The organism is Kribbella antiqua, from assembly GCF_004345665.1.
GTDB lineage: Bacteria > Actinomycetota > Actinomycetes > Propionibacteriales > Kribbellaceae > Kribbella > Kribbella antiqua.
The window spans coordinates 382,631-408,224 of record NZ_SLWR01000001.1; the positions used below are offsets into that span (position 1 = coordinate 382,631).

The 25,594-nt window shown below is 67.4% G+C and carries 23 protein-coding genes and 7 tRNA genes; 14 read left to right on the plus strand and 16 right to left on the minus strand.

All coding sequences use genetic code 11. The features are described from left to right. Nucleotides 1-17: 17 nt before the first annotated feature. The 3 genes from EV646_RS01950 to EV646_RS01960 are packed head-to-tail and all read left to right on the plus strand — an operon-like array spanning nt 18 to nt 2,367. On the plus strand, nt 18-932 hold the full coding sequence (locus tag EV646_RS01950; protein WP_132143257.1) for an ABC transporter ATP-binding protein: 915 nt from the start codon (nt 18-20) through the stop codon (nt 930-932). Continuing rightward, entirely contained in the window at nt 929-1,576 is a 648-nt protein-coding gene (locus EV646_RS01955; RefSeq protein WP_132143259.1) for a DedA family protein, read from the plus strand. The genes EV646_RS01950 and EV646_RS01955 overlap by 4 nt, the downstream gene beginning before the upstream one ends. Continuing rightward, a complete protein-coding gene (locus tag EV646_RS01960; RefSeq protein WP_132143261.1) occupies nt 1,573-2,367 on the plus strand; it encodes an ABC transporter permease in 795 nt (264 codons plus the stop codon). The genes EV646_RS01955 and EV646_RS01960 overlap by 4 nt, the downstream gene beginning before the upstream one ends. Before the next feature lie 117 nt (nt 2,368-2,484). Here the strand turns inward: EV646_RS01960 and EV646_RS01965 are convergent, their stop codons facing one another. Continuing rightward, nucleotides 2,485-3,291 carry an FMN-dependent NADH-azoreductase gene (locus EV646_RS01965; RefSeq protein WP_199236750.1) on the minus strand — a complete coding sequence of 269 codons (807 nt, stop codon included), beginning with the start codon at nt 3,289-3,291 and terminating at the stop codon, nt 2,485-2,487. Between the two features lie 16 nt (nt 3,292-3,307). On the opposite strand from EV646_RS01965, the gene EV646_RS01970 reads away from it, so the two are divergent. Then, on the plus strand, nt 3,308-4,168 hold the full coding sequence (locus EV646_RS01970; RefSeq protein WP_132143263.1) for a sigma-70 family RNA polymerase sigma factor: 861 nt from the start codon (nt 3,308-3,310) through the stop codon (nt 4,166-4,168). A gap of 293 nt (nt 4,169-4,461) precedes the next feature. Here the strand turns inward: EV646_RS01970 and EV646_RS39780 are convergent, their stop codons facing one another. From EV646_RS39780 to EV646_RS01990, 4 genes are all read right to left on the minus strand, one after another. After that, nucleotides 4,462-6,186 carry a division plane positioning ATPase MipZ gene (locus EV646_RS39780; protein WP_241995156.1) on the minus strand — a complete coding sequence of 575 codons (1,725 nt, stop codon included), beginning with the start codon at nt 6,184-6,186 and terminating at the stop codon, nt 4,462-4,464. A 225-nt stretch (nt 6,187-6,411) separates the two neighbouring features. Beyond that, nucleotides 6,412-7,077: a response regulator transcription factor gene (locus tag EV646_RS01980; RefSeq protein ID WP_132143265.1), complete on the minus strand. Its 666-nt coding sequence runs from the start codon at nt 7,075-7,077 to the stop codon at nt 6,412-6,414. Nucleotides 7,078-7,139: 62 nt separating this feature from the next. Beyond that, complete coding sequence (locus EV646_RS01985) at nt 7,140-8,711, minus strand: sensor histidine kinase (RefSeq protein ID WP_132143267.1); 1,572 nt, start codon at nt 8,709-8,711, stop codon at nt 7,140-7,142. Nucleotides 8,712-8,766: 55 nt separating this feature from the next. Then, nucleotides 8,767-9,864 carry a GntR family transcriptional regulator gene (locus tag EV646_RS01990; protein ID WP_132143269.1) on the minus strand — a complete coding sequence of 366 codons (1,098 nt, stop codon included), beginning with the start codon at nt 9,862-9,864 and terminating at the stop codon, nt 8,767-8,769. Nucleotides 9,865-9,947: 83 nt separating this feature from the next. Here EV646_RS01990 and EV646_RS01995 point away from each other — a divergent pair, with 83 nt between their 5' ends. Further along, complete coding sequence (locus EV646_RS01995; RefSeq protein ID WP_132143271.1) at nt 9,948-10,667, plus strand: SDR family NAD(P)-dependent oxidoreductase; 720 nt, start codon at nt 9,948-9,950, stop codon at nt 10,665-10,667. Between the two features lie 86 nt (nt 10,668-10,753). After that, nucleotides 10,754-12,202: an ArnT family glycosyltransferase gene (locus EV646_RS02000; protein WP_132143273.1), complete on the plus strand. Its 1,449-nt coding sequence runs from the start codon at nt 10,754-10,756 to the stop codon at nt 12,200-12,202. Nucleotides 12,203-12,790: 588 nt separating this feature from the next. Here EV646_RS02000 and EV646_RS02005 read toward each other — a convergent pair. From EV646_RS02005 to EV646_RS02015, 3 genes are all read right to left on the minus strand, one after another. Next, nucleotides 12,791-12,862, minus strand: a tRNA-Val gene (locus tag EV646_RS02005). Between the two features lie 27 nt (nt 12,863-12,889). Then, nucleotides 12,890-12,960, minus strand: a tRNA-Cys gene (locus EV646_RS02010). A gap of 49 nt (nt 12,961-13,009) precedes the next feature. After that, nucleotides 13,010-13,082: transfer RNA gene (locus EV646_RS02015), tRNA-Gly, on the minus strand. Between the two features lie 176 nt (nt 13,083-13,258). Between EV646_RS02015 and EV646_RS02020 the strand changes: the two genes are divergently transcribed. After that, complete coding sequence (locus EV646_RS02020; protein WP_132143275.1) at nt 13,259-14,077, plus strand: aminotransferase class IV; 819 nt, start codon at nt 13,259-13,261, stop codon at nt 14,075-14,077. Between the two features lie 416 nt (nt 14,078-14,493). On the opposite strand, the gene EV646_RS02025 is transcribed toward EV646_RS02020, so the two are convergent. Then, nucleotides 14,494-15,060, minus strand: coding sequence for a CGNR zinc finger domain-containing protein (locus EV646_RS02025; RefSeq protein WP_241995158.1), 567 nt, complete (start codon nt 15,058-15,060; stop codon nt 14,494-14,496). Nucleotides 15,061-15,185: 125 nt separating this feature from the next. On the opposite strand from EV646_RS02025, the gene EV646_RS02030 reads away from it, so the two are divergent. Next, nucleotides 15,186-15,257: transfer RNA gene (locus tag EV646_RS02030), tRNA-Val, on the plus strand. A 446-nt stretch (nt 15,258-15,703) separates the two neighbouring features. Here the strand turns inward: EV646_RS02030 and EV646_RS02035 are convergent. After that, nucleotides 15,704-16,456: a class I SAM-dependent methyltransferase gene (locus EV646_RS02035; RefSeq protein ID WP_132143276.1), complete on the minus strand. Its 753-nt coding sequence runs from the start codon at nt 16,454-16,456 to the stop codon at nt 15,704-15,706. A 194-nt stretch (nt 16,457-16,650) separates the two neighbouring features. Then, a complete protein-coding gene (locus EV646_RS02040; protein ID WP_132143278.1) occupies nt 16,651-17,385 on the minus strand; it encodes a P-loop nucleotide/nucleoside kinase family protein in 735 nt (244 codons plus the stop codon). A gap of 99 nt (nt 17,386-17,484) precedes the next feature. On the opposite strand from EV646_RS02040, the gene EV646_RS02045 reads away from it, so the two are divergent. Beyond that, entirely contained in the window at nt 17,485-18,090 is a 606-nt protein-coding gene (locus EV646_RS02045; RefSeq protein ID WP_132143280.1) for a dihydrofolate reductase family protein, read from the plus strand. Between the two features lie 6 nt (nt 18,091-18,096). Here the strand turns inward: EV646_RS02045 and EV646_RS02050 are convergent, their stop codons facing one another. Next, on the minus strand, nt 18,097-18,549 hold the full coding sequence (locus tag EV646_RS02050; RefSeq protein WP_132143282.1) for a pyridoxamine 5'-phosphate oxidase family protein: 453 nt from the start codon (nt 18,547-18,549) through the stop codon (nt 18,097-18,099). A gap of 105 nt (nt 18,550-18,654) precedes the next feature. On the opposite strand from EV646_RS02050, the gene EV646_RS02055 reads away from it, so the two are divergent. The 5 genes from EV646_RS02055 to EV646_RS02075 all read left to right on the plus strand — a co-directional run bounded on the left by EV646_RS02055 (nt 18,655) and on the right by EV646_RS02075 (nt 21,195). Next, nucleotides 18,655-19,527 (plus strand): sigma-70 family RNA polymerase sigma factor, encoded by an 873-nt coding sequence (locus tag EV646_RS02055; RefSeq protein ID WP_132143284.1) that lies wholly within the window; start codon nt 18,655-18,657, stop codon nt 19,525-19,527. Between the two features lie 192 nt (nt 19,528-19,719). Continuing rightward, nucleotides 19,720-19,792: transfer RNA gene (locus tag EV646_RS02060), tRNA-Gly, on the plus strand. 49 nt (nt 19,793-19,841) lie between these two features. Next, a tRNA-Cys gene (locus EV646_RS02065) sits at nt 19,842-19,912 on the plus strand. A gap of 27 nt (nt 19,913-19,939) precedes the next feature. Then, nucleotides 19,940-20,011: transfer RNA gene (locus tag EV646_RS02070), tRNA-Val, on the plus strand. 689 nt (nt 20,012-20,700) lie between these two features. After that, entirely contained in the window at nt 20,701-21,195 is a 495-nt protein-coding gene (locus EV646_RS02075) for an N-acetyltransferase (RefSeq protein ID WP_132143286.1), read from the plus strand. A 135-nt stretch (nt 21,196-21,330) separates the two neighbouring features. Here EV646_RS02075 and EV646_RS02080 read toward each other — a convergent pair whose 3' ends face one another. From EV646_RS02080 to EV646_RS02095, 4 genes are all read right to left on the minus strand, one after another. Beyond that, on the minus strand, nt 21,331-22,179 hold the full coding sequence (locus EV646_RS02080) for an EamA family transporter (RefSeq protein ID WP_132143288.1): 849 nt from the start codon (nt 22,177-22,179) through the stop codon (nt 21,331-21,333). Between the two features lie 162 nt (nt 22,180-22,341). Then, nucleotides 22,342-23,085 (minus strand): SDR family NAD(P)-dependent oxidoreductase, encoded by a 744-nt coding sequence (locus EV646_RS02085; protein ID WP_132143290.1) that lies wholly within the window; start codon nt 23,083-23,085, stop codon nt 22,342-22,344. A 54-nt stretch (nt 23,086-23,139) separates the two neighbouring features. Beyond that, nucleotides 23,140-24,201, minus strand: a complete 1,062-nt coding sequence (rsgA, locus tag EV646_RS02090; protein ID WP_132143292.1) for a ribosome small subunit-dependent GTPase A — start codon at nt 24,199-24,201, stop codon at nt 23,140-23,142. A gap of 149 nt (nt 24,202-24,350) precedes the next feature. Next, nucleotides 24,351-25,583, minus strand: coding sequence for a YihY/virulence factor BrkB family protein (locus EV646_RS02095; protein WP_132143294.1), 1,233 nt, complete (start codon nt 25,581-25,583; stop codon nt 24,351-24,353). Between the last annotated feature and the right edge of the window lie 11 nt (nt 25,584-25,594).

Consider the following 25,594-nt stretch of genomic DNA (forward strand, 5'->3'; position numbering starts at 1 on the left):
CCAGGAGGGGCCACAGCGTGATCACGCTCGAAGGACTCAGCAAGAGATACGGCGACACCCTCGCGGTGGACACGCTGGACCTGACCGTCTCCCCGGGCCGGGTGACCGGCTTCCTCGGCCCGAACGGCGCGGGCAAGTCGACCACCATGCGGATGATCCTGGGCCTCGACACTCCATCGTCGGGCGCCGCGCTCGTCGACGGCCGCCCCTACGCCGCCTGGCCCGCACCACTCACCAAGATCGGCGCGCTGCTCGACGCGAAGGCCCTGCATCCACGCCGGAGCGCGCGCAATCACCTGGTCGCGATGGCGCAGAGCAACGGCATCTCGGTCAGCCGGGTCGACGAGGTGCTGTCGATCGTCGGCCTCGACTCGGTGACGCGGAAGCGAGCCGGGCAGTTCTCACTCGGCATGGGCCAGCGGCTCGGGATCGCCGGTGCGCTGCTCGGCGACCCCGAGGTGCTGATGTTCGACGAACCGGTGAACGGCCTCGACCCAGACGGGGTGCGCTGGGTCCGCCAGTTGATGCGCTCACTCGCCGTCGAGGGCCGGACGGTCTTCGTGTCCAGCCATCTGATGAGCGAGATGCAACTCACGGCGGATCAGCTGGTGGTGATCGGTCGAGGCCGATTGATCGCAGATGCCCCGGTGGCCGAGGTGATCGCCGGCTCGTCCCGGACGACGGTCGTCGTACGTCTGCCGGATCGGCGGGACTTCGCCGTACTGCGGGATCGGCTGGTGGCGGAGGCTGATCGGGTCGAGTCCGCCGGAGACCGATTGGTCGTGACCGGCGTGGTGGCAGAGCGGGTCGGGGATCTCGCGCATGAGCTCGGGGTGCGGCTGCACGAGTTGCACACCGAACGGGCCTCACTGGAAGAGGCGTACATGGAGCTGACGGCGGACAGCGTCCAGTACGGCGTGGTGACGTCATGAGCGACGCGATCTTGCACTTCACCGAAGAGCTCATGTCGTCGTGGTGGATCTATCTGGCGCTCTGGGGGTTCGCGGCGCTGGACGGGTTCTTCCCGGCGATCCCCAGCGAGACGCTCGTGGTCACGGCCGGCGTGTTCGCCGCCACCGGTGAGCCCGACCTGTACGGCGTCATTGTCGCCGCCGCAGTCGGGGCCTTCGTCGGAGACCACGTGTCCTATGCGCTCGGCCGTGGCGCGGGCGGACGGCTGCTCGACCGGCTGAAGCCAGGGACCAAGCGACACGCGATGAGCCTGTGGGCGCAGAAGGCGTTGACCGAGCGCGGCGGTCTCGTGCTCGTGGTCGCTCGCTACATCCCAGGCGGCCGGACCGCGGTCACGCTGACGATGGGGTCGGTGCGCTATCCCCCGCGCAAGTTCTCGTTCTTCGCCGGGCTCGCGGCGGTCAGCTGGGGCCTGTACTGCGCGCTGGTCGGCTACATCGGCGGCAAAGCCTTCGAAGACAACCCGCTGAAGGGCGTCATCCTCGGCATCGGCCTCGCCCTCGCGGTGACCTTGATCGTCGAGGTCGTCCGCCACCGGCTCCGCAAGCGTCGGGAAGCTCAAGCTCAGGTCGAGCCTCAACTCGTGAAAGCAGGCGAAAGATGAGTACGGCAACCATCACCCTCAGGTCGACCTCGGGACTCACCGATGCGGTCCGCTCGGAGTGGACCAAGCTGTGGACCGTCCGGTCCAGCTGGCTGAACATCGTGTCCGCCGCGGCTCTGACCGGTCTCCTCGGCCTCCAGTTCGGCTTCAACCTTGCCTATGACAACACGCACCTCGAAGCCGGTGAGACGGCTGTCCGGCAGGGCGTCGGCGAGTTCGGCATCTCGGTCGTCGTGATCGTGCAGGTCGTCGTCGCCGCCTTCGCCCTCCTGCCGGTCACCTCCGAGTACGCGACCGGCAGCATCCGCTCAACCCTCCAGTGGACGCCCGTACGACGCAACGTCGTCCTGGCGAAGGCGATCGCCTTGGCTCCAGTCCTGTTCCTCTACGGGTTGTCGATGGCCGGCATCGCGTCCGTGGCAGGCGGTCTGGCCGCGGGCGAATGGGCCGACTGGAGCGGCGGTGCGCTCGTTGCGGACCTGGTCTCAGTCGGCTTCTACCTGACCTTGGCCGGGCTGTTCGCGGCGGGCCTCGCGTGGGTGATCCGCAGCACGGCCGGCACCCTGACCGCCGCCTTCCTCTTCCTGCTGGTAGTCCCCATGATGCTCAGCCAGAGCACCCTCCGCCCTCTCGTCTGGACCGCAGCCCTACTCCCAGGCGGCGCCGGCCAGAACTACCTGACCGGCGCCACCGACCCGCTCTCCCCCACCTGGAGCGCCATCGTCCTACTAGCGTGGGCCGCCGTCAGCCTCATCCTCGGCACCCGCACCCTCACCCACCGCGACACCTGACCCGCCGGCTCCGCACCGCGGCTTCTACCTCGCCGCGCCCGGCGTCCTTCACCCCCGCGGGGCGGCGGCTCTACACCGACGCGGCTGCGGCTTCGACCTCGGCGCGGACCGCCGCCCCTACCCCGACGCGCCCGCCGCCTCCACCTCGGCGCGGGCTGCCGCCCCTACCCCGGCGCGCCTGGCGCCTTGACCCCGCCGCGGGCTGCCGCCTCGACCTCGCCGCGGGCTTCGGCGAGGGACTGTGCCGCCTGCTCGCGCTGGTCCGCGTGGTGCTGGACCAGGTTGGCCAAGGTCCGCTCGGCGGGTGATGACGTGGAGGTCTCGCACGCCGTGCTTGGTGAAGTACTCCCGCAGGTACGGCGTCTCGTAGTCCCAGCCTTCGCGTGGAGTGCCGGGACCGTAGGCGCCACCGCGGCTGGTGACGATCACCACCTTGGTGTTCCGCAGGACGCGCGTACGGCTGGATGGGTCGACGAGCGCGCCCGGGAAACTGACGCGGTCGATCCACGCCTTCAGTGCGGCCGGCAAGGTGTAGTTGTACATCGGCGCGCCGATCAGGACCGTCTGGCTCGACACCAGTTCGTCGATCAGCGGCCGGGTCAGCGCCCAGGTGGTCTCCTCGGCCTGGTTGTCGATCAGCGCATCCACCTTGGCCAAGGGCACGACGCCGTACCGCTCCGACCGTCGGCCCAGCGCGCAGTACGCCGTGTCGATGGGCGGCGCGGGCTCGACGGCGAGGTCGCGGTACCGATAGCCGGCCTGGCCGTAGAGGCACTGCCAGGTCTCCGCGAACAGCCGGGTCAACTGCCGTGTGACGGATTCGTCGGAGCGGTTGGCACTGGAATCAAGATGGAGCAAGGACGTCACTGCTACTCCCGTCACCTTCGTCATGTCGTGTTCGTCAGGTGGGGTGACGGCTCGCATCGAGGAAAGGTGACCAGTGGACGACCTGGCGGAACGGTTCCAGCAGGAACGCGGCAAGCTGCGCGCGGTCGCCTACCGGATCCTCGGCTCGGAAACGGAGGCCGAGGACGCATTGCAGGAAGCGTGGATCCGGCTCGGGCGCGTCGATGGGGTCGAGAATCTCGGCGGCTGGCTGCGGACGGTGGTGACGCGCATCTGCCTCGACATGCTTCGCTCGCGGACGGTACGGCGGGAAGACCTCGGCACGGTCCTTGACGAAGTCGCCGCGCCTCGCAGTACGCCGTCGCCGGAGGACGAGGCGCTGGTCGCCGACTCGGTCAGCCGGGCGCTGCTCGTCGTACTGGACACGCTAGAGCCGGCTGAGCGGATCGCGTTCGTGCTGCACGACATGTTTGCCGTACCGTTCGCCGACATCGCACCGATCGTCGAGCGGACGCCGGTCGCAACCAAGAAACTCGCCAGCCGGGCGCGGCAGAAGGTGCAGGGGTGTCCGGTCGTCCCCGCCGCCGAGCTGGACCGTCAACGCCGCACGATCTCCGCCTTCCTCAATGCCGCGCGCGCGGGCGACCTCACCGCCGTACTGGATGTGCTGGACCCGGACGTCGTACGCCGCGTCGACGCCACGGCCCTGGCACCCGGCATGTCCCCCGAACTCCGCGGCGCCCGAGCAGTCGCCGAAGGCACCGTCGCCCTGGCCGCCCGCTCTCAGCTGGCCGAACTCGCCCTCATCAACGGCCGAGCCGGCGTCATCCTCGCGCCGCACGGCCGCCTGCTCCTAGCCATCACCTTCACGATCCCCGCCAACAAGATCACGTCGTACGACGTCATCGCCGACCCCACCCGCCTCAGCCAACTGACGCTAGCTGTCCTCGACTAGCTCAGCCGACTGCTCCTCGCAGCACTCGAAGTCGCCCAGCTGGACGTACACAAGGACGGGGGAGGTACTCGGCATGCCGGGCTCGCGCCGCGCGTCGGCACGTGGCCAGAAGCCGCCTGCGTTCGAGTACTACCCGTTGTTCGGTACGCCTCTCGAACGACGTGATCGCAACCCCGCCCGCCTGAGTCGACTGGGGTTCTCGAGTAGTGGAGTTCTCCGGGGCCTGGGACAACCAGCGGAGACCTCGGACACCTTTGCGGTGTTCGAGGTCTCTGGTTGGCGTGCGAGTTGTATTACCGGGGGACGTTCAGGGCGATGGTGATCTGTTCGGAGACCTTCGCGGCCAGTTCGAGGGCGGCTCGGCGGGTGGTTGGCTGGAGGGCCGAGTGGTCGAGCGGGCCTTCGGCGGCGATGTGCTGGTCGGTCGGGATGTCGACCACGGCGGCCGCGCGGGACTCGAAGTACGGGCGGAGCTGCTTCTCGACTTCCTTGTTCACGTCGCCGGGGCCGTTCGACACCGCGATCACCGCGCGGCGGATCAGCCGCTGCGCCTCCGGGCCCTGGTTGTCGAGCTCCTCCAGCATCTGCACCGCGGCCGCGCAGGACAGGCTCTTCCACTTGATCGGGATGACGAGCGCGTCCGCCGCCTTCATCGCCTCGCGCCAGTTGCTGGAGCCCTCGTTGTTCCCGGTGTCGATCACCAGCACCTTGTAGAACCGGCTCAGCAGCCGGTGGATCTGGTCGAAGTCCTTGGCCTCGATCTGCGCGTACGTCGTCGTCGCCGACGTGAGTACGTCGTACTGACCGGCAACCTGATGCCGCAGGTACGCCGCCACGTCGCCGAGCCGCGCGTCGGGCTGGGTCAGCATCGGCATCGCCTGGAGCATGTCGGTGACCGTGGACCGGCTGTTCGTGTCGTGCGTACGCAGGTGCATGTTGCCGCGCAGCTCGTTGTTGTCCCACGCCACGACACCGCCGCCGCGAGCTTGACCGAGCGCACCGGCGAGCAGCAGCGTGGTCGGCGTCTTGCCCGAACCGCCCTTGGGGTTGGCGACCACGATCGTCACCGGCCGGCGGAACGCGGTCGCGGCGGTCGCCCGAGCGATCCGCTCCGAGCGCTCCGTACTGCCCGGACGCAGCCGCAGCACACTCCGTACGCCGCGCTCGGCCGGAGCTTCACGCGGGAGCGGCAGAGCCTGGATGAGCTCGTCCGTCCGGTACGAGACCTCGCGCTGCTGCGGTGGGTGCTGACCAGGGACGCCCTGCGGGAAGAAGTGCTGCGCGGCTGGCGACAACTGCCCGCCGTGCGCACCTCCCCGCGCACCTCCGTGCGCCCCAGGACCCACGCCCGGGCCACCCAGACCACCCGCGGCGGGACCGCCTGCGGTCTGACCACCTACGGTCTGACCGCCTGGCGCCGTACCACCGGCGGCCGGACCATCTGCGACTGCGCCGTCAGCGGCTGGACCGCCTATGGTGCCGCTGTAACCGCTGTAGCCGCTGCTGAAGGACGAGCCTCCGAAGATCGGTGCACCCGCCGCACCGCCGGACGTCGTACCGTCCGCTCCCCCAGCCTCGCCGTCGTGCTCCTGCTGGTCGTAGCCCGGGCCGTCGTGGCTGGCGTCGGTGTCAGCGTGCGTGCTCGTCGAGCCCGCCGCGCTGTCGGCGTCGTCGTACTCGTCGAAGTCGGCCGGCTCGGCGGCAGGCTGCGCCCACGAACCTGTCGACTCCGCCGCCGGCTGCGTCCAGGACGGAGCGGGCTGCTGCGACTGCGGCTGGGCCCACGGAGCAGCCTGGTGGTTTTGCGACGGGGCCTGCGGCTGGTTCCACGCGTCGCCTGGGAACTCCTGGGACAGGCCGTCCTGCTGGTCGTCGGCGTCTGCGGGCTCGGGGTCGCGTGCGGGCACCGGGTTCGGGTCCGGCTGGGTCCAGGAAGGGGTCGGTTGCCACATTCGCCGGACCTCGGCCGCCGCCGCTTCCCGGTCCTTGTGCTGTCCGGAGTTGTGCGAGTCGGTCACGACCTGGATCCCCGATTCTGTGAGGGGGCGGATGGGCCCCTGGAGTCTGCTGTTTCGAGTCCGGGAGGTGCGGTCCCCGGGAGAGGTCCACTATCCCATGACACGGAGTCCACACGATGTCACCACCCGGAGCGTCGGCCCACCACCCGCCAACACATTCTCCACAACATCACCCTCGATTCCCACGCCTGTCCCCAACCGGCCACGCAGGCGGCTGGACGGCGGTCAGGTGGTGGTTAGGCCGGCTTCGCGGGCGAGGATGGCGGCTTGGACTCGGTTGGTGACGTCCAGGCGGAGGAAGATTGCGCTGACGTAGGCCTTGACGGTGCCTTCGACCAGGAACAGGCGCTCGGCGATCACGTTGTTGGTGAGGCCGTCACCCAGCAGAGCCAGGACCTCGAGTTCGCGCGGGCTGAGCACGCTGACTCGTTCCTTGGCAGCCGCGGCCCGGGCCATGATGCCGCCACCCGGGCCGGAGCTGAGCTCGGCGATGACGCGTTTCGCGATCCGGGGCGAGAGATAGGCGGCGCCGTCAGCAACCGCCTTGACCCCCGCGATCAGTTCCCGGGGATCGCCGGACTTCAGCAGGAACCCGCTCGCGCCATCCCCCAGTGCGCGGGCAATATAAGCATCCTCGGAGAAAGTCGTCAGGATCACCACCGCCGTTTCCGGCACGCTGCTGCGGATCTCGGCAGCCGCGGCGAGCCCGTCCATCCGCGGCATCCGGATGTCGAGTACGGCGACATCCGGCCGGTGGTGCCGTACGGCGTCGATCGCCTCAACACCATCGGCGGCCTCCGCGACGACCTCGATCGCGTCGTCTGTGTCGAGGATCGCGCGTACGCCAGCCCGCACCATCGCCTCGTCGTCCGCCAGCAACACCCTGATCACTCAACCACCCCCGTCCTGTACTTCCTTCACCCACACGTCGTCAGTGACCTACCAGAGCCGGCTCATCCCGTGGCCTCCGGAGTTGGCGGCAGGGAGCCGGTTTGGACGATGGACTTGGCGGTGAGGGTGTTGTTGGTGAAGCAGAGGCGGTAGGCGTAGTTGATGGAGAAGGGTTCGTCGGGGCGGTAGTAGCGGCAGGTCCAGCCCGGCGGTGGCTGGTAGCCCTCGCTGGGTGGGTCGATCATCTGCATCGCTGGTAGGAGGCGCTCCACCTCCTCCTGCGGCTGGCCGATCGTCAGGGTGTCGTAGACGTTCGGCCGCAGGATCGAGCTGTAGCCGGCGATCAGGTAGTAGCCCATGGCAACCACCACGATCACTGTCCCGATCAGCACTGGCGCGGCCACCGCCATGATCAGCCCGCGCCGCGCGCTCCGTCGTACGGTCGCCCGTTCGACCGCGGCCGAAGCCACAACGGGCTCCGGCCGGCCGCCCAAGCGGGGCATCGTCGCGACCACCTCGAACCCGCCGCCGGCCCGCGGACCGGCGGTCAGCGTCCCACCCACCAACCGCACACGTTCGCGCAACCCGTCCAGCCCGCGCCCGCCAGAGGAGACAGACGGCACCAAGAGCGCCGCCCCCGTGTCCACGACCCGCACCTCTACATCGTCGGCTGCCGATGTCACCGTGACAGTCACCGACGCACCCGGCGCATGCTTGCTCGCGTTGGTCAGCGACTCCTGTACGACGCGATGCACAGCGCGATCCACCATAGGCGAGAGTTCAGCCTCACCCGAGGCCGAGACAACCAACCGCACATCAAGCCCCGAAGCGGCCGCGCGCGAGACCAGCGAAGGCACGCTCTCGTCGCGCGGGACGACCGGAACTGCAGCGTCCTCCCGCAGTACGCCGATGATCTCGCCCAGCCGATCCGTCGCGACAGCCGCCATCTCCCGCAGCTCGGCAGCCTGCCGGCGCTGCGCCGACGGCAGCGCCGGATCAAGCGAGAGCGCAGCGGCCCGGAGCGCGATCAGGCTCAGCTCGTGACCGACCGAGTCATGCATGTCCTGCGCGATCCGGGACCGTTCCCTGAGCCGTTCCTGATCGATCGCCATCCGGTGCTCACGCTCGATCCGCTCAGCCCGGTCCCACCCGGCCGACACCAGCAGCGCCTGCTGCGCGCGATACCGCCCGATCAACCACGGCAGTACGACGAGCAAGAGCGCGAGCAGCAGCATGATCAGCCAGCTGAGCACCGCCTCGGTCCGCTCGTCGCGACCCACGGTCAGCGCGAGCAGGAGCATCCCGAGCAGCGACCACGCGCACACCAACACAAAGTGCCTGACCAGAGTCTCTCGCCGGCCCGCAAGGTAACTCAGCAGCGCGATCGCCGGAACCAGCGCGATCTGCACGCCGCGAGACGTCCCGAGCGACACCGTCAGGATCACGATCTGCGCCCACGCAACCACCGCCAACGCCAACAGCGGATAGATCCGCCTCAAAAACACGCCGAAGAACAGCACCCCGATACACGCCGCCTGCACCCAGTACGGATCCTGGCGCGCACCGCTCTCCGCGAGCACGAGGGAGCTCAGCACGGCCCAGAGGCCGAGGTCTCCCACGCGTCGCCAGTTCATGTCCCGAACGCTACACAGTCGGCGTCCCGACGCCCTACTGACGAAAGTAAGGTCTTTACACCCCGTTGCCCGAGGCATCGATCAGCTCGAACGGGACGATCGACAGGTTCGGCACCGGCTCGCCGTGCAACTGGGCGAACAACAGGTCGACCGCCCGCCGGCCCATCTCCCGCTGGTTCTGCCGGACATGCAGGTACGGCGGCCCGCCGATCGAGTCCCCCGGCGAGTCGAAACACGCAACCAAAGCCTGCCGATCGAGCGCGCGATCCACCATCCGCGCCAGGTTGTACTCACACGCGATGTACGCCGTCACCGAAGGCTCCCGCTCACGGAACGCCCGGATCACCTCGATGTCCGCCGCCACGCTCTCCGACGTCGTCGAGCCAGGCAACGTACTGCGCAAATCAGTCAACTCGTAAGCCTGCCCGCGATCCCCGAACGCCGACCGGAACCCCTCCAGCCGGTCCTCGATCGACGACGTGTTCACCGGCGGCGGAGACACGAACGCGATGTGCTCATGCCCGCGATCCAGCAGCCGCGACGTCAACGCCCGCGAGGCCGCCACGTTGTCGGTGTGCACCGCCGCGACCGGGATCCCGGACAGATGCCGGTCGACCAGCACCACTGGATACCCGTCCAGCACTTGCCGCAACAGGCTCGCGTTGTAGAAGTCGCCGTACACCGGGAAGACGATCAGCCCGTCCACATCACCCGTCGCGACGAGCGAGTCGACCGCCTTCTCCTCCTCGGCCTGCCGCCCGCGCGTCCGCCGAACGATCAAATTCGCGCCCTGCTCGGCGCACCGCTCCTCGATCGCGAAGAGCAGGTCCAGGCCGTAGACCTCCGCCACATCCGGTACGACGAAAGCGATCGTGCGGGCCACATGCTTCGGACGCGGCAACCGGCCGCGGAGCGGGAACGTGACGCCGGTCAGATCGGGCAGGTGCCGTACGACGAAGGAGCCCTTGCCGCGGATCCGCTCGACCAGCCCGGCCTCGCGCAGTACCTCCAGCGCCCGCTTCGAGGTGATCCGGCTGACGCCGAACTGCGCCGCGAGTTCCATCTCCGACGGCACCCGGTCGCCGGGCCGCAGCGCACCGCGCCGGATCTGCTCCAGCACGTGCGTACTGATCCGCTCGTAGAGCAGGGCCACAGGTGTTTCACCTCATTTGTTGTCCGGTTGGCATATCAAATCATCCCCTGAACTGTCGGACCATCGTGGCAACGTGGTCCAGCATGGATATCAACGGGAAACGAGCAGTCGTTACCGGTGCCGCGGTCGGCATCGGCCGGGCGATCGCGCAACGGCTCGCCGCCGAGGGCGCTGCCGAGGTGGTTGTCGCTGACATCGACGAGTACGGCGGACGGCGCACCTGCGACCTGATCGGCCAACAGGCCAGATTCGTCCGCATCGACATGACCGACGACGACGCGGTCACCGACCTGATGGCATGCCAACCACAGATCCTGGTCAACAACGCCGGCGGCGGACCGGACCTCAAACCCTGCTTCCCAGAGGCCCCGAAGACACGCTGGTCGGCCTCGCTCGACCTCAATCTGCGCGCACCGATGCTGACCACGCAGCTCGCGCTCGAGCCGATGCATAAGCTCGGCGGCGGCGCGATCGTGAACGTCGGATCGACCGGAGGCTTGGGACTCGGGCCGCACTCGTCACCCGAGTACGCCGCCGCCAAGGCAGGACTGATCAAGTTCACCGCGACACTGGCGTCACTCAAGGACAGTCACAGCGTGCGGGTCAATTGCGTCGCGCCCGACTGGGTCGCGACCGAGCGCGGCCGACAAGAGCGCGAGGCACTACCAGAAGACGAACGCGGGCCCGAGCAGGTCTCCCTCGAGACCCTCACCGACACCGTCGTCCGGCTCGTCGAGGACGAGACGCTGGCAGGTCGCGTGATCCTGCTGGGACGCGCAGAAGCGCCATACTTCCTGAACTGAAACCACCGCACGACTCAAGCGGTCCTCACCGCGCTGCGGCGCATCGCTGGCTGACTTAGCCCCTGGTGACTGGCACTATTCCGGACATGACCGCCAGCCGCCCGTCGGTGCCTGCCTTTGCTGTCGCTCCCGTGTTCGCCGTGGCCGGGGTTGTGGCCACCGTACTCACGGCGCTGTCCGGGCGGTACGGGTACCACCGGGACGAGCTCTACTTCCTGGTGGCCGGCCAGAAGCTGTCGTGGGGGTACGTCGACCAGCCGCCGCTCACGCCGCTGATCGCGCGAGTGTCGTCGGAGGTCTTCGGCAACACGCCGATGGGGCTGCGGGTGGTGTCGACGCTGGCCTGCGCCGCCACAGTGGTTGTTGTCGCGTTGCTGGCCAGGGAGTTCGGCAGTGAACGGCGTGGGCAGGTGCTGGCTGCTGTGTGTGCGGCGGTGTCCGGGTTCGTGCTCGGTGTCGGGCATCTGGTGTCGACTGCGACGTACGACCTGCTGGCGTGGATGCTGATCTGCCTGTTCGCTGTGAAGCTGCTGCGGACCGGTGACGGGCGTTGGTGGCTCTGGTTGGGCCTGACCGCCGGCGTCGCTCTGGAGAACAAGTATCTGGTCGTGTTGCCGATCGGTGCGCTGCTCCTGGCGCTGCTGATCGTCGGACCGCGTGGCGTACTGCGCTCTTGGTGGCTGCTGGCGGGTGTGGCGGTTGCTGGGCTTGTGGCGTTGCCGAACGTGGTGTGGCAGTTCCAGCACGACTGGCCGCAGCTAACGGTCGCCGGCGGGATCAGTGAGGACGACGGCACCGAGAACCGCATCATGTTCATTCCGCTGCAGCTGCTGCAGCTCTCGCCGTTCCTGGTACCGGTCTGGGTCGCTGGCTTCATGCGTCTGTGGCGGATGCCGTGGGCCCGGGCCGTTGCCTTGGCGTACCCGCTGCTGTGCGTCGTCGTACTGGCTGTTGGTGGGAAGCCGTACTACGCCTTGCCGCTGCTACTGGTGCTCATCGCCGCAGGGTGCGAGCCGATGCTTCGCTGGCGTCGTACGACGCTTGTCGTTGGCCTGTCGTTGACTGCTGTGACGTCGGCGCTGTTCACGCTGCCGATCCTGCCGGCGTCCGCGGTCGACTTCGTCATACCGGTCAACAAGGAGCAGGGCGAGCAGATCGGGTGGCCTGCTCTCGCCACGTCTGTCGCCGGGGTGTGGAACACCATTCCGGCCGACCAGCGCGACCGCGCCACCATCTTCACCGGCAACTACGGCGAGGCTGGGGCACTGCGTCGCTTCGCTCCGGCGCTACCGACGTACTCGGGTCACATGAGCTTTGCCGACTGGGAGCATCCGGCCGACACACAGAACGGTCCAGTGCTGCTGGTGGAGATGGAGCGGACGCCGTCGTTCGAGACCCACTTCAATCGCTGTAGGCAGGTGGGGACGATCGACAACATCGTCTCCAACGACGAGGACGGTACGGCGCTGGTGCTGTGCGACTCCCCCGCCGAGCCGTGGTCCACCTTGTGGCCGAAGCTCCGCCGCTACTACTGACGGACCTATCGTTTCGCCCATGATGGTCGACATTTGCCCACCCGACCCGCTGGCCACACCACCTCAACGGCGCCCAACCCACCCCGCAGCGATCGACCCGAGCCCGGCGCCAGCCCTCCCGACCTCACCTTGAGAACCCCTCAACCATTCCGAGCGCACCGAAATGGTCGGTGCGTGCTCAAGGTCAGAGCTCGCGAAGGCGACGCCCCAGTCAGGGAGCCGGCCCGCGGCGAGCCACCCAAGCCCATAACTGTTCAGCGGCCCTCAGCCCAAACCGGGAACCACACCACCGCGTGCCCGGAAACCGAACCGCGGCGCCCAGCCCAAGCCGACAACCAAACCACGGCGAGCAACCCCAACCGGGAACCCAACCAGCACGGGCAACCCAAGCCGGCAACCGAACTGCGGCGGGCAACCCACGCCGGCCACTCAACCGCGGCGATCGGCCACCGGAGCCGAGCGAAGCGAAGGCGCAAGGGGGTGCGGGTGGCGAAGCCCCCGCCGCGCGGCAAGCGAAGCGCAGCCGCACAAATAACGAAGGCGAGGCGGTCTGCGCACTCCGCAGACACACCTCGCCCATCGCCTTCGTGGACGATACTGGGATCGAACCAGTGACCTCTTCCGTGTCAGGGAAGCGCGCTACCGCTGCGCCAATCGTCCAAAACCAAGAACCATGCGGGGTTCTCGAGGTGGAGACGGGATTCGAACCCGTGTACACGGCTTTGCAGGCCGTTGCCTCGCCTCTCGGCCACTCCACCACTGAGGCTGTTCGACACTTGAGGACGGTGGCCTGCCGAACCCTCTCCGAGCGGACGACCGGGTTCGAACCGGCGACCTCAACCTTGGCAAGGTTGCGCTCTACCAACTGAGCTACGTCCGCATCGCGACCGGCTTTTTGTTTCCCCCGGCGCGAGAAGAACATTAGCCCATCTCCGCCGGAGTTCAAAAATCGGGGTCCCCCGGACGTCGACGTACGGTCATCAACCGGTCACCTTCGGACTGCCTGACGAGCCCGGATCGCCTGCACACTAAGGTGTTCCGCGGAAGGAGCACCACATGCGTATCTGGCTGAACGGGGCCCTGCAGGACGACCAGGCGACGGTCTCGCCGCTGGATCACGGCCTGACCACCGGCGACGGAGTGTTCGAGACGATCAAGATCGTCCACGGCCGTCCGTTCGCGGTGACGAAGCATCTGGAGCGGCTGGTCCGGTCCGCGGTCGGCCTCGGTCTGCCGGAGCCCGAGGTGGCGCGGATCGAGGAGGGCATCGCGGCGGTGGTGAAGGCCGAGCCGGACATCCCGTTCGGCCGGCTGCGGATCACGTACACCGGCGGTGTCTCGCCGCTGTCGTCCGATCGCGGTACGTCCGGCCCGACGATCGTGGTCGCCGCGCAGGCGATCCAGCGGCCGGCGCCGACGTCGACGATCGTCACCGTGCCGTGGGTCCGCAACGAACGCAGCGCGGTCGCCGGTCTGAAGACGACGTCGTACGCCGAAAACGTCCGCGCGCTCGCCTACGCCAAGGAGCGCGGCGGCAGCGAGGCGATCTTCGCCAACACAGTCGGGAATCTCTGCGAGGGCACGGGTTCGAACATCTTCTGCGTGTACGACGGTGAGCTCGTCACGCCGACCCTGGAGTCCGGCGCACTGGCGGGCGTGACGCGAGCGCTCGTACTCGCGTGGTTCGGTGCAGTCGAGCGGGATGTGCCGATCGAGCGGCTCTACGAGGCCGAGGAGATCTTCCTCACATCGACCACCCGCGACATCCAAGCCATCCACCGCGTCGACGACCACAACCTCCCCGCCCCCGGCAAAATCACCACAGCCGTCGCGGAGGTCTTCAAAACCCGCTCAGCCGAAGACCCAAACCCGTAACAACCGTCAACCACGCAGACGCCAGACGGAGCCGGACGCTGAAGCCTTCGAATCGCCTGGTGACGCACCGCATGGGTGACCTGGCGTCGAGTGTCAGGACTGTGTCATCGACAGTGGCTACCTTGTCGCCGGCAATCGCTTACCGGCGACCATTTCCCCACAGTCGACAACATGACCCTCTTCAAGCGACCGCGACTGAAGCCACCGGCGCCGAGTCATTCCGCAGGAGGCTGGACCGCTGTCTGTGACTGGGGGCATCCGATCCAGCGCCAACTGAATGGCATTCGGGTTGCCGCGTCGTGGCCTGGCGGCACGCCGGTTTGAGGTGTAGTCAGTTCCGCAGCGCGCTTGGCCGGCGGCGTGCTCGGGCTTGCAGCGTGTCGCCGTACTGGCGCATCGCTGCGGGCTTGGGGTGGTTACTCGCCGGAGGCTTTGCGGCGTTCGCGGTAGGCGGCTACATGGAGGCGGTTGCCGCAGGTGCGGGCGTCGCAGTAGCGCTTGGAACGGTTGCGGGACAGGTCGATCAGGGCGTCGTCGCAGTCCGGGGCCTCGCAGCGGCGGAGGCGTTCGCGTTCGCCGGCCGAGATCACCTGGGCGAGCGCGATCCCGCACTCCACCGTGATCCGGCAGGCCAGCGACGCGCCGTCGCGCGAGTAATGGATGTGCCACGGATGGCCGTCATGGTTGGTCAACCGCGGCGTCGTCGTACCGCGCGCGACGATCGCGTTGATCATCGCCGCCGCGGTGGCGTCGGAGTCCGTGGTGAAGACCGGCGAGAACAGCGGCCGCAGATCCCGGACCTCGGCCAGGTCCTTCTCCGTCAGCGTGCCGACCGCGCTGAACTCCCGCTCCTGGACGAACTTCTCCAGCTCTTCGAGCGTGTCCATCGTGTCGACCTGGCTGTTCGGCCCGGGCAGCGTGTTCACCAGCCGGACCAGCGTGCCGAGCGCCTGCTCGGTGTCGTGCGAGAAAGTCACAATCACGTCTCCAACGCGACGGGGTCTCCGTCTTGCAGCAAGAGTAGCCCGGCCCGATTAGATCGTCGCTGAATGATGCGCTATGGTTTCACCCGCAAGGCACCACAAGGCAACATCAGTATCACCAGTACGGGCGATTGGCGCAGTGGTAGCGCGCTTCGTTCACACCGAAGAGGTCACTGGTTCGAACCCAGTATCGCCCACGAAGCCGAGAGGCGAGGTATGTCTGCGGAGAGCGCAGACGGCCTCGCCTTCGTCATTTGTGCGGCTTCGCTCCGCTCGCCGCGCGGCGGGGGCTCAGCCACCCGCCCCCCTTGCGCCTTCGCTTCGCTCGGCTGCTGTGGCTGAGCACGATGGATTGGTTGCCGGCGTGGGCTGGTCGCCACGGTTGTGTGGCCGGCTTGGGCTGAGCGCGCTGGTTTGGTTGCCGGCGTGGGTTGGCCGCGCGGTTTGTTGCCGGGCTTGGGCTGGTCGCCGCGGCTCGGTTGGCTAGGCACGCGGACTCTGTCGTCGCGCGCTGCATCTACAGCCCCGTGATGTCGCCTGCGCGCCACCCGTCACGCCGGCGGGACTTGACCCGATGTCTCTTGCTTGGCGATGCACGAGCCGTGACTGTGCCGGTACGACGCGGGCTGTAGAAGTGCCAGTCTCACGCGGACTCGCAGATGCAGAGTTGAAGCGGCGTATCCACGGCAAATGGTCGACCGGACCAATCGCCGAAGCGCTCGACGAGCCGAAGGCCCCCGAGCGAGACGAGCAGCGGCAGCTCCTGCGGGAAAATGCACCTGATTTCGAGCGGTGCGACGACGAAGTCGGGCTCGGAGTCAGTCGAGAGGTACCACGTCCCGCGGGTGACTTGCGCGGGCGCATCGTAGATCTCAGCGACATCGACGCTGACGTTGCCACGGTCAGGATCCATGAACGACAACGACTCCCGGGTGCGCCGCACGCCATCGGCTTCGGCAAGTAGGCGCACGCTCGGGTTGAATACATCGAAGACGAACCGTGCTCCAGGCGACAGGTGTCTTCGAACCGACCGGAAGCAGCTCACCAGATCCTCAGCCTCATGCAGATGCAGCAAGGAATTGGCTGTGATGAACACGAAGTCGAATGTGCGGCCCAGATCGAAGGCCCGCATGTCGCCCTGCATCCATTCCACCGCTACACCGCGCTCGTTCGCCTTACGCTGAGCCTCAGCCAGCATGTCCGACGAGAAGTCCAGGCCGACGCACGGATGCCCGTCGGACGCGATGGGGACCAGCTTGTCCCCGGTGCCGCACCCGAGTTCCAATACGCTCCCGCCTTGCCGATTGACGTCGGCCCGGTAGAAGTCGACTGCGGGCCCGCCGCCCGGGAACATCAGGTCGTACAGCCTCGCGTGCGAGTAGAACGCTTGACTCATTAAGCGCATCCTCCTTTCCAGCTCATCCGCAGTTGACCGTGTGGCGTGCTGATTCAAGCGAGTGCGCCGCCGACGTGTCTGCCGGTGGCTGCGTAGCAGGATACGAGCCTGGTAATGCCGGTGGTTGCGGTAGCCGCGTGAACACCAGCTCGGATGGCTGGCTGCCGACCGCTCGACCCACGCAGCAAGTGCCTTCAGGCTGAGTTGGAGTGTTTGGGTGAGACGATTGATGGTGGAGCCTGGGCGAGCAGAGTGGGCATTTGCTCGAGAGTGAGGTCGACGAGCTCATGGCAATTTGGTTGGGCGCATTCGCAATCGAATATGGCGGCCGGGCGGCTTCTTTCGGTTGATTGTTTGGCTAGTTGGCGGTTACTGATGCGAATTAAAGACTGTCGCTCGCTGATGGTGCGGGCTGCGGGGCTGGATTTCAGGATTGGGCCGAAGGACTGCTCTACCGCCATGAGGGTTTGCTCGATGGTTTGACCGTCGACCTCGATGACGGTTGCGGTGGTTCCCTCGAGTTGGGTGCGGACCAGGTCCCATCCCCAGACTTGGCCTTTGTGCGCGCCGCCTGGATTCCTGCGTTCCAGTCTTGTGAGTTGTTCCGCTTTGGAGGGCATCAGCCATACTGCGTTCTCGGCAACGCCGGCCATCGTGGGAGTGACGAATGCGCCTTCGACGACAACCGAGGTGTCCGTGGGCAATGACTGGATATCTTCCATGATCATCGGCTTGCGGTCGAAGTCGCCTGGACCGGTTCCCAGGACATGCAGTCCGGCCGCGGCTGCGCGCTTCTCATGGGCGAATGCATAAGCATCTACGCCGTACCAGAGAAATCCATGCTTTCGGGCGAGTAGACGGCTCACCGTGGTCTTGCCCGCCGCCGCGGGACCGCCCACCCAGAAGATGCCCGCGCGCTCGTTAATCATATGAGGAGAGTTTAACGGCGTGTCGGATCGGGGGTGGAGCGTTCGTGGGAGTGGTGAGAGGCTCCCACGAAGGGGGCCTCAGGACAGAGGAGATCGGTCATGAAGCTGACGACGGTTACGAATGTTTCTGTTGACGGGGTGATGCAGGGGCTCGGCGGGGCGGAGGAGGATCGTCGGGGTGGGTTTGAGCGCGGCGGGTGGGCCTTGCCGTTGTTTCGCGGGGAGGCGGAGAGGCTTCTCGGTGAGGTGTATCAGCGTGCCGAAGCGTTTCTGTTCGGGCGGCGGACGTACGAGATCTTTGCCGGCTCTTGGGGCGTGATGGAGGATCCGGGCAGTAGCCCGATCGGAGACGCTTTGAACTCGCGGCCGAAGTACGTCGCATCGGCCACGCTGACCGACCCGGAGTGGGCGGACACGACCGTCCTCGCCGGTGATGTCACGGCCGCCATCCGTGAGCTGAAAGCCAAGCCTGGGGGTGAGTTGCAGGTGCACGGCAGCGGCAAACTGGTGCGTTGGCTGTTCGACAATCAGCTTGTTGACGAGATCGTCCTGCTTACGTATCCCGTGGTGGTCGGCCAGGGCACGCGGCTGTTCTCTGACACGGGTCCGGACGCCGCGCTTGACGTGGTGGAATCGCGGTCCACACCGGAGGGGATCACGATCCAGGTCTACCGGCCCAACGGACGGCCCCAGTATGCAGAGTGAGATCGGTTAGACGAGCCAGGTGCCGTTTTTCATCAGGGTGCGGGTTTTCAGTTCGTTGACTTCGCGCCAGGCTTGGACCTTGGTGGGGGTCAGGCGGAAGTAGGGGTAGGGGTTGCCGGCCTGGCGGGGGTCGAAGCCGGCTTTGGCGGCGAAGGCTTCGGCTTCGGTGGGCGGTAGGTCAGTCGCGTGGATCAGGTCGGCGGTCGCGGTGATGTGGGTGACGTCTCGGGTGGGGCCGAGGGTCAGGTGGAGGGTGGGGTTCTGCGCAAGGTTCTGGGCGGTGGTGTTCGTGGCTGCCGTCGAGATCAGGAGGCTCTCGCCGTCCCAGAGGAACGAGAGGGGCATCAGGTACGGCGTACCGTCCGCGCCAGCCGTAGCCACCCAGGCGTCGACGTCTTGCTCGAGGCGGCGGAGGGTGTCTTGTTTGCGTACCGACAGGGGGCGGGCCGGGTCTGTCACGGTGAACTCCTTCGTCGCGGGTGTCACATGTGCGGGTGATTGTCCGTCAGACCGATGACGGCACGGGGCCGGAGTGTGTGACACGGTGAGAGGACTGTGGTCGAGATGGGTGAGCACGACTGGCTGGCAGCCCGGTTCGAGGAGAACCGGGAACACCTGGGCGCGGTCGCCTACCGGATCCTAGGATCCAGGGCCGAAGCCGAGGATGCGGTCCAGGAAACGTGGATCCGGCTCAGCCGGTCGGACGCCGGCTCGATCGAGAATCTCGGCGGCTGGCTGACCACGGTCGTCGGGCGAATCTGCTTGGACATGCTGCGGTTGCGGCGGGGGCGGCCCGAGCAACCGGTCGGCGACCACTCCCCTGTACTGGCGGATGACGACGTACAGGATCCTGAGCTCGAGGCGGTGCAAGCTGACTCGGTTGGGCTGGCGCTGCTCGTCGTACTGGAGACGTTGACGCCGGCGGAGCGGCTGGCGTTCGTGTTGCACGACATGTTTGCGGTGCCGTTCGATGACATCGCGCCGATCGTGGGCAAGTCGCCGGCGGCGGCGCGGCAGTTGGCGAGCCGGGCGCGGCGGCGGGTTCAAGGTACGCCGGAGCCGCCGGACACGGATGCGAGCCGGCAGAAGGCGATCGTCGCCGCGTTCCTCGCCGCGTCGCGTGGTGGGGACTTCGAGGCGCTGCTCGAGTTGCTCGACCCTGGCGTCGTACTGCGGGCCGACGAAGCGGTCGTGGCTCTCGGCGGCGCGGCCGCGATGGTGAGCGGTTCGGCTGCGGTCGCCGGGAACTTCTCAGGGCGGGCGCAGGCAGCCAAGCTCACCCTGGTCGACGGGCTGGCGGGTCTCGTCTGGTCGCAGCACGGCGAACCGCGCGTGGTCTTCGCGTTCACGATCGTCGACGACCGCATCACCGCGATCGAACTCCTCGGCGACCCGGACTACCTCCGTACGGTCGATCTCACTCCGATCGAAGCCTGAGTTGTTGCCGGAGTACGACGTCCTGCGGGAGCGCCGGCGGCTCGTCGACGGGTGAGACTGGTGTGACGGGTGGGGTGAAAATCACGCTCCGGCGGTCCGGATCGCGACACCCCGGAATCTGGTTTTTGCAGACGGGAAAAGTGCGCTACTGTTCTGCTCTCGCACCGAGCAGGAACACCCCGCCGGAGCGATGCGGACGTAGCTCAGTTGGTAGAGCGCAACCTTGCCAAGGTTGAGGTCGCCGGTTCGAACCCGGTCGTCCGCTCGGAGAGGGTTCGGCAGGCCACCGTCCTCAAGTGTCGAACAGCCTCAGTGGTGGAGTGGCCGAGAGGCGAGGCAACGGCCTGCAAAGCCGTGTACACGGGTTCGAATCCCGTCTCCACCTCGAGAACCCCGCATGGTTCTTGGTTTTGGACGATTGGCGCAGCGGTAGCGCGCTTCCCTGACACGGAAGAGGTCACTGGTTCGATCCCAGTATCGTCCACGAAGGCGATGGGCGAGGTGTGTCTGCGGAGTGCGCAGACCGCCTCGCCTTCGTTATTTGTGCGGCTGCGCTTCGCTTGCCGCGCGGCGGGGGCTTCGCCACCCGCACCCCCTTGCGCCTTCGCTTCGCTCGGCTCCGGTGGCCGGTCGCCGCGGTTGAGTGGCTGGCTGGGGTTGCCCGCTCCAGTTGAGTTGCCGGCTGGGTCGTTCGCCGCGGTTCGGTTCCCGGCGTGGGTTGCCCGTGCTGGCCGGCAGTCCGCTTGGGTTACTCGCCGCGGTTCGGTTGCCGGCTTGGGTTGCCCGTGCTGGTTGGGTTCCCGGTTGGGGTTGCCCGCCGCTGGCCGGCTGTCCGCTTGGGTTGCTCGCCGTGGTTTGATTGTCGGCTTGGGCTGAGCGCCGCGGTTCGGTTTCCGGGCACGCGGTGGTGTGGTTCCCGGTTTGGGCTGAGGGCCGCTGAACAGTTATGGGCTTGGGTGGCTCGCCGCGGGCCGGCTCCCTGCCTGGGGCGTCGCCTTCGCTGAGCTTTGACCTTGAGCACGCACCGACCATTTCGGCGCGGTCAGAATGGTTGAGGGGTGCTCAAGGTGAGGTCAGGAGAGCTGGCCGGGCTTGAGTTGCTCGCCTCTTGTTGGCTGCTGGCTGAGGCCTGGGGAGAACTTGGCGAGGTCCGCGGTCTGTAGCTTCCGGTGCATGACGTGGCTTCCGGTGGGGTTTGTTCATCCTGAGCGTGTGGTGGTGGCTGGTGGGTATCACTTGCGGCCCATTGGCGGGGGCGACGCCGAGTTCGACTATCCGGCTGTGATGGGGTCGCGGGAGCGGTTGTGGTCTATCTACGGCGAGGCCTGGGGGTGGCCGAAGGAATCCATGACGCCGGAGCAGAACCGGGACGACCTGGTACGCCATGCGGTCGAGATCGCCGCGCATGTGTCTTTCAACTACGCGCTGTTCGACGATGCGGAAACCGCCTTGCTCGGCTGTGTCTACATCGACCCGCCCAGGAAGGCCGGTGGTGACGCGGAGATCTCCTGGTGGGTCGTGGACGATCAGGTGGGTAGCGACCTTCAACGTTCCCTGGACGCACTCGTCCCACGGTGGATCGCCGAAGCCTGGCCGTTCGAGCGACCACGCCTCATCGGATACGACATCTCCTGGCAGGACTGGCTCGCCCTCCCCGACCACGCCTAGGCGTAGGCGGTGGAAGCGGGTAGTGGCCCGGGAGTGGGCACAGGGTTCCGGGGCCTGGCACAGGTTATTGCGTGTGTCAGGCCCCGGGTTCTTGTGTCGGCCCCCGGGTAGGGCCGGGGCTTGGGGGCTGGAGGGCTACTCGCGCATCGCTTGCGCCACGACAGCGGCCAGTAGTACGGCGGCGCCTGTGAGGTTGAGGGGGGTTAGGTGTTCGTGGAACGCGAGTACGCCGATTGCTGCGGCCAGGAGCGGCTCGATCAGGGCGATGACGGCTGCGGTGGAAGCGCGGACAGCGCGCAGGCCGGCGTAGAAGAGGGTGTAGGCGAGGGCGGTGGGGACCAGACCGAAGTAGGCGAGGAGGGGCCAGCTGGATGCTGCCGGCAGCACGCCTTCGATGATTGCTAGGGGCAACAAGAGGACGGCGCCGGCGGTGAAGCCGAGGAGGGCGCTGGTGGTGGGGTCGGACTGGTTTCGGTTGAGCAAGGTGGTGAGGGCGTAGCCGGCGGCCGAGAGGAGGGACAAGAGGATGCCGACGACGGAACCGTCGCCCCCGGAGCCGCCGCAAACAAGAAGGGCTAAGCCCAGTACGGCGAGCAGGAGGGCGGCGGTGATGCGTTCGCGGGCGCCCAGGGCGATCAGTAGCGGACCGGCGCCTAGGGCAACGACTGTGGAGATGGCTACGCCGATGTGCGGGATCGCGGCGAAGTAGCCGAGTTGGCAGACGGCGAGGCCGACGCCGCTCAGCAGATGGCGCATCGGGGCAGCGGCAAAGTGCTGGATGATCGGGCTGCGGCCGAGCAGACGGCAGGCCAGCGCCAGCCAGAGAGCTCCGCCAAGCAACCGCCAGAAGGAGACCGCGGTAGATCCGAGACCGCTGTGCGAGAACAGCAGGGCTCCTGTCGGGCCGCCGGTGCCCCAGGCGATGCCGGCGAGGGCGACGTACAGGAGACCGCGCGCCGACGAAGGCGCGAGACGGTGGTGCATCAGACACTCCAGGGGTGTTCGCGAGAAGAGATAGGGGCGTCTGCGAACAGCCCTGAGAAGCCCAGGTCAGAGACCTAGGCGATGAAGCCGTCCGCTAAGCGGCGGCCGGCGGAGTGATGATGCGATACATGTGCAGGACCTTAACCGATGAAGCCGACAGGTCTACATCCGGAGATGCGATCCGCCGTTGAAGTCGAGAACCGTGCCGGTGGCGAACTCGGCTTCCGGCGACGCGAGATACAGAATCGCTGCGGCGACCTCAGATGGGGCGGCGACGCGTTCCAGTGGGCTCTCGAGTCTGCGACGGTCGTAGCCCTCGCCAGTCAGGTGTACGGCGGCCATATCGGTCGTCGTCCAGCCGGGTGCGATGGCCGTGACCGCGATACCTTCCGGACCGAGGGCCCGCGCGAGTGACTGCGTGAACGAGACGATGCCGGCCTTCGAAGCGCCGTACGCGGGCTGGTTCGGCTCACCGCGGAACGCGCCGCGCGACGAAACGTTGATGATCCGCCCGCCGCGGCCCATGTGCTGGACGGCGCACCACGACACGTTCGCCGGACCGACCAGGTTGACCGCGAGGGTGTCGGCCCACGCCTGCTGCCATTCGTCGTACGACGCCTCGCGGATGCGGTGCGGGTGATACACACCGGCGTTGTTCACCAGTACGTCGATCCCGCCGAGCGCGGAGGCGGCGTCGTCGACCATGACCCGGATCGCGTCGGGGTCCGCAAGGTCGGCGTGCGCGAGGACGTGCCCGGAGCCCGGCAACTCCTTCAACACCATCGCAGCCGCTTCGGAAGACGAGCCGTAATGCACCGCCACCCGATCCCCCGCAGCGGCGAACGCATGTGCCACCGCCGCACCGATCCCCCGAGAAGCTCCCGTCACCAGCACCGAACGATCCATACTCTCGATCCTTTCACGACGGAAGAAACCGTGCGCCGGAAGGAGGCGCGACCGTCAGGGGCGTGGGTGGATGTCTCGGCGGTAGGACTTGGTTTGGCGGGCCCAGGCCTTCTTGGCTTCTGCGCGGAGGCGCATGTCGGTCCGGCGCGCCATGAACGCAGCTTCGCGTTGGAGCTTGGTCCAGCTCTCGTAGCGCCGTACGGGCAGGCTGCCATCCTCCAGCGCGGCCTGGACCGCGCAGCCAGGCTCAGTGACGTGAACACAGTCCTTGAACTTGCACTGCTCGGCCAGCGCGGTGATGTCCGGGAACGCCGCGGCCAGTCCCACGCCGGACTCCTGCAGCCCGATCCCCCGCAGCCCAGGCGTGTCGATGACGACTCCACCACTCGGCAGCACGATCAGCTCGCGCCGTACGGACGTATGCCGCCCCTTGCCGTCGTCACGGATCTCCTGCACGTCCAGCAGCTCCGCACCGGCCAGTGCGTTCACCAGCGACGACTTACCCGCACCACTCGCCCCAAGCAACGCCACAGTCGCGTCACCAGCCAGCAACTCCCCTACAGCCTCCAGGCCCTCACCTGTCGTCGCACTGCACACAAGTACGTCGGCACCCGGCGCAGCACGCGCCACGTCGTCAGCAACGGAGTCCGCATCGCCGACCAGGTCCGCCTTCGTCAGTACGACGACCGGCCGCGCACCGCTTTCCCACGCCAGCGCGAGGAACCGCTCGATCCGGCCGATGTTCGGCTCGGGGTGGAGCCCGACCACGATCGCGATCACGTCGACGTTGGCCGCCAGCACCTGCCCCTTCGACGTACCGCTGACTTCTGCGCGCACGATCGCCGTACGACGTGGAGCCACCGACTCGACGGTGATGCGTTCGTCCGGCCAGTACCGCAGTACGACCCAGTCCCCTGTACATGGGCCGGCCTGGGGGTCGCTGGCCATCGCGGCGAGGAGCGCACCGGACCACGTCGCGCGGACCGGACCGTCCTCGGTGAATACCGTCGCCAGGCCCCTGTCGACCCTGGCGACGCGTCCCGGCACACCCGGGAAGTCGTTCAGATACGAAGCCGTGGAGCTGTCGAGTCCCAGGGCCTGGAGTGTTGCTGACATGCGGCGAACCTTTCGGAGGGTCCGGCCGCGAGATTCAGCTCAGCGGACGGACAATGCGGGAGACGTCGGCCCCGTGGGCCTGGTCGAAGCTCATGGCGGGCGCCTCCCTTCTGAGTCCCGTGGTCCTGATCAAGAACCAGCTGATGCCGTCAGCGTAGGTCGTCGGATTCACTTTGCGCACCGGATTTTCCGACCGACGCGGGTTTCCGGACAACGGCCTCCCCATCGGACTCCGCAGACGACTCCGCAGGCGACTCCGCAGCCGATTCCGCAGTCGTGTCGGCAGCGGGCTCGGAGGCGGCCGCCGTGACTCCTTTACGAGTCGGTCGCCCGTCCGACCGTACGACGGCATCCGGCTGCTCGACCGGTGTCATCGGGTGCTCGTGGTGCGGCTCCGACTCGGCCTTCATCACCGGCTCGGCCTCGTCCTCGACAGCAGGCTCGTTAGCAGCCGCGGCAGCCTCCAAAGCTTCGGTCCGCGACTTGTGCGGCCACAGCCGGTCCACCACAGCGTTCAGCGCCGCCCCGATCAGTACGGCGATCGCCGTCATGTACAGCCACATCAGTACGGCGATCGGCGCCGCCAGCGGCCCGTAGATCGACGTACCGCCGACCGTGCTCTGCAGGATCCAGCGCAGCACGAAGCTGCCCAGGATCCAGATCGACAACGCCAGGAACGACCCGGGCAGATCGGACACCCACGGCGTCCGCACCGGTACCGACAAGTGGTAGAGGGTGTTCAGGAAGCCCGCCGACAGGATTGTCACCACGGGCCAGTACAGCTGGTTCAGGAAGTCGAGCCGGTGCGGCAGCAACGCGTCGACCGCGTCCGGACCGGCCAGCACCAGCGGCAGCACGATCACGCCGATCACGAGCGCGGCGCAGTACAGCGAGAAGGACAGCGCGCGGGTCCGGACGATGCCGCGCTTGCCGCCCATCCCGTACATGATCGTGATGGTGTCGACGAACACGTTCAGCGCGCGGCTGCCAGACCACAGGGCGAGGACGAAACCGATCGAGATGACGTCCGGCCGGCCGCCGTTCAGGACGCTGTTCAGGGTCGGCACGATGACGCTCTGGACCGAGTCGGCGGTCAGCGCCTGGGCCGCGAGGTCGACGATCTGCGACTTGATCTCTTCGATCGTCTCGACCTCGAAGTACTTGCTCGCGATGTAACCGAGACTTCCGGCCAGCCCGAAGATCAGCGGCGGCAGCGAGAGGATGGCGAAGAACGCCCCCTCGGCCGCGAGTCCGGTGACACGGTAGCGCAGGCAGACACCGACGGTCTGGGTGAGCAGCTTCCAGGTCGTCGCGGGAATCTTGCGGACCCAACCCAATGAGAGGGAGCTCCCACCGCGGGCTCCTGCCCCTGAACGTGCCATACCGCTTACCG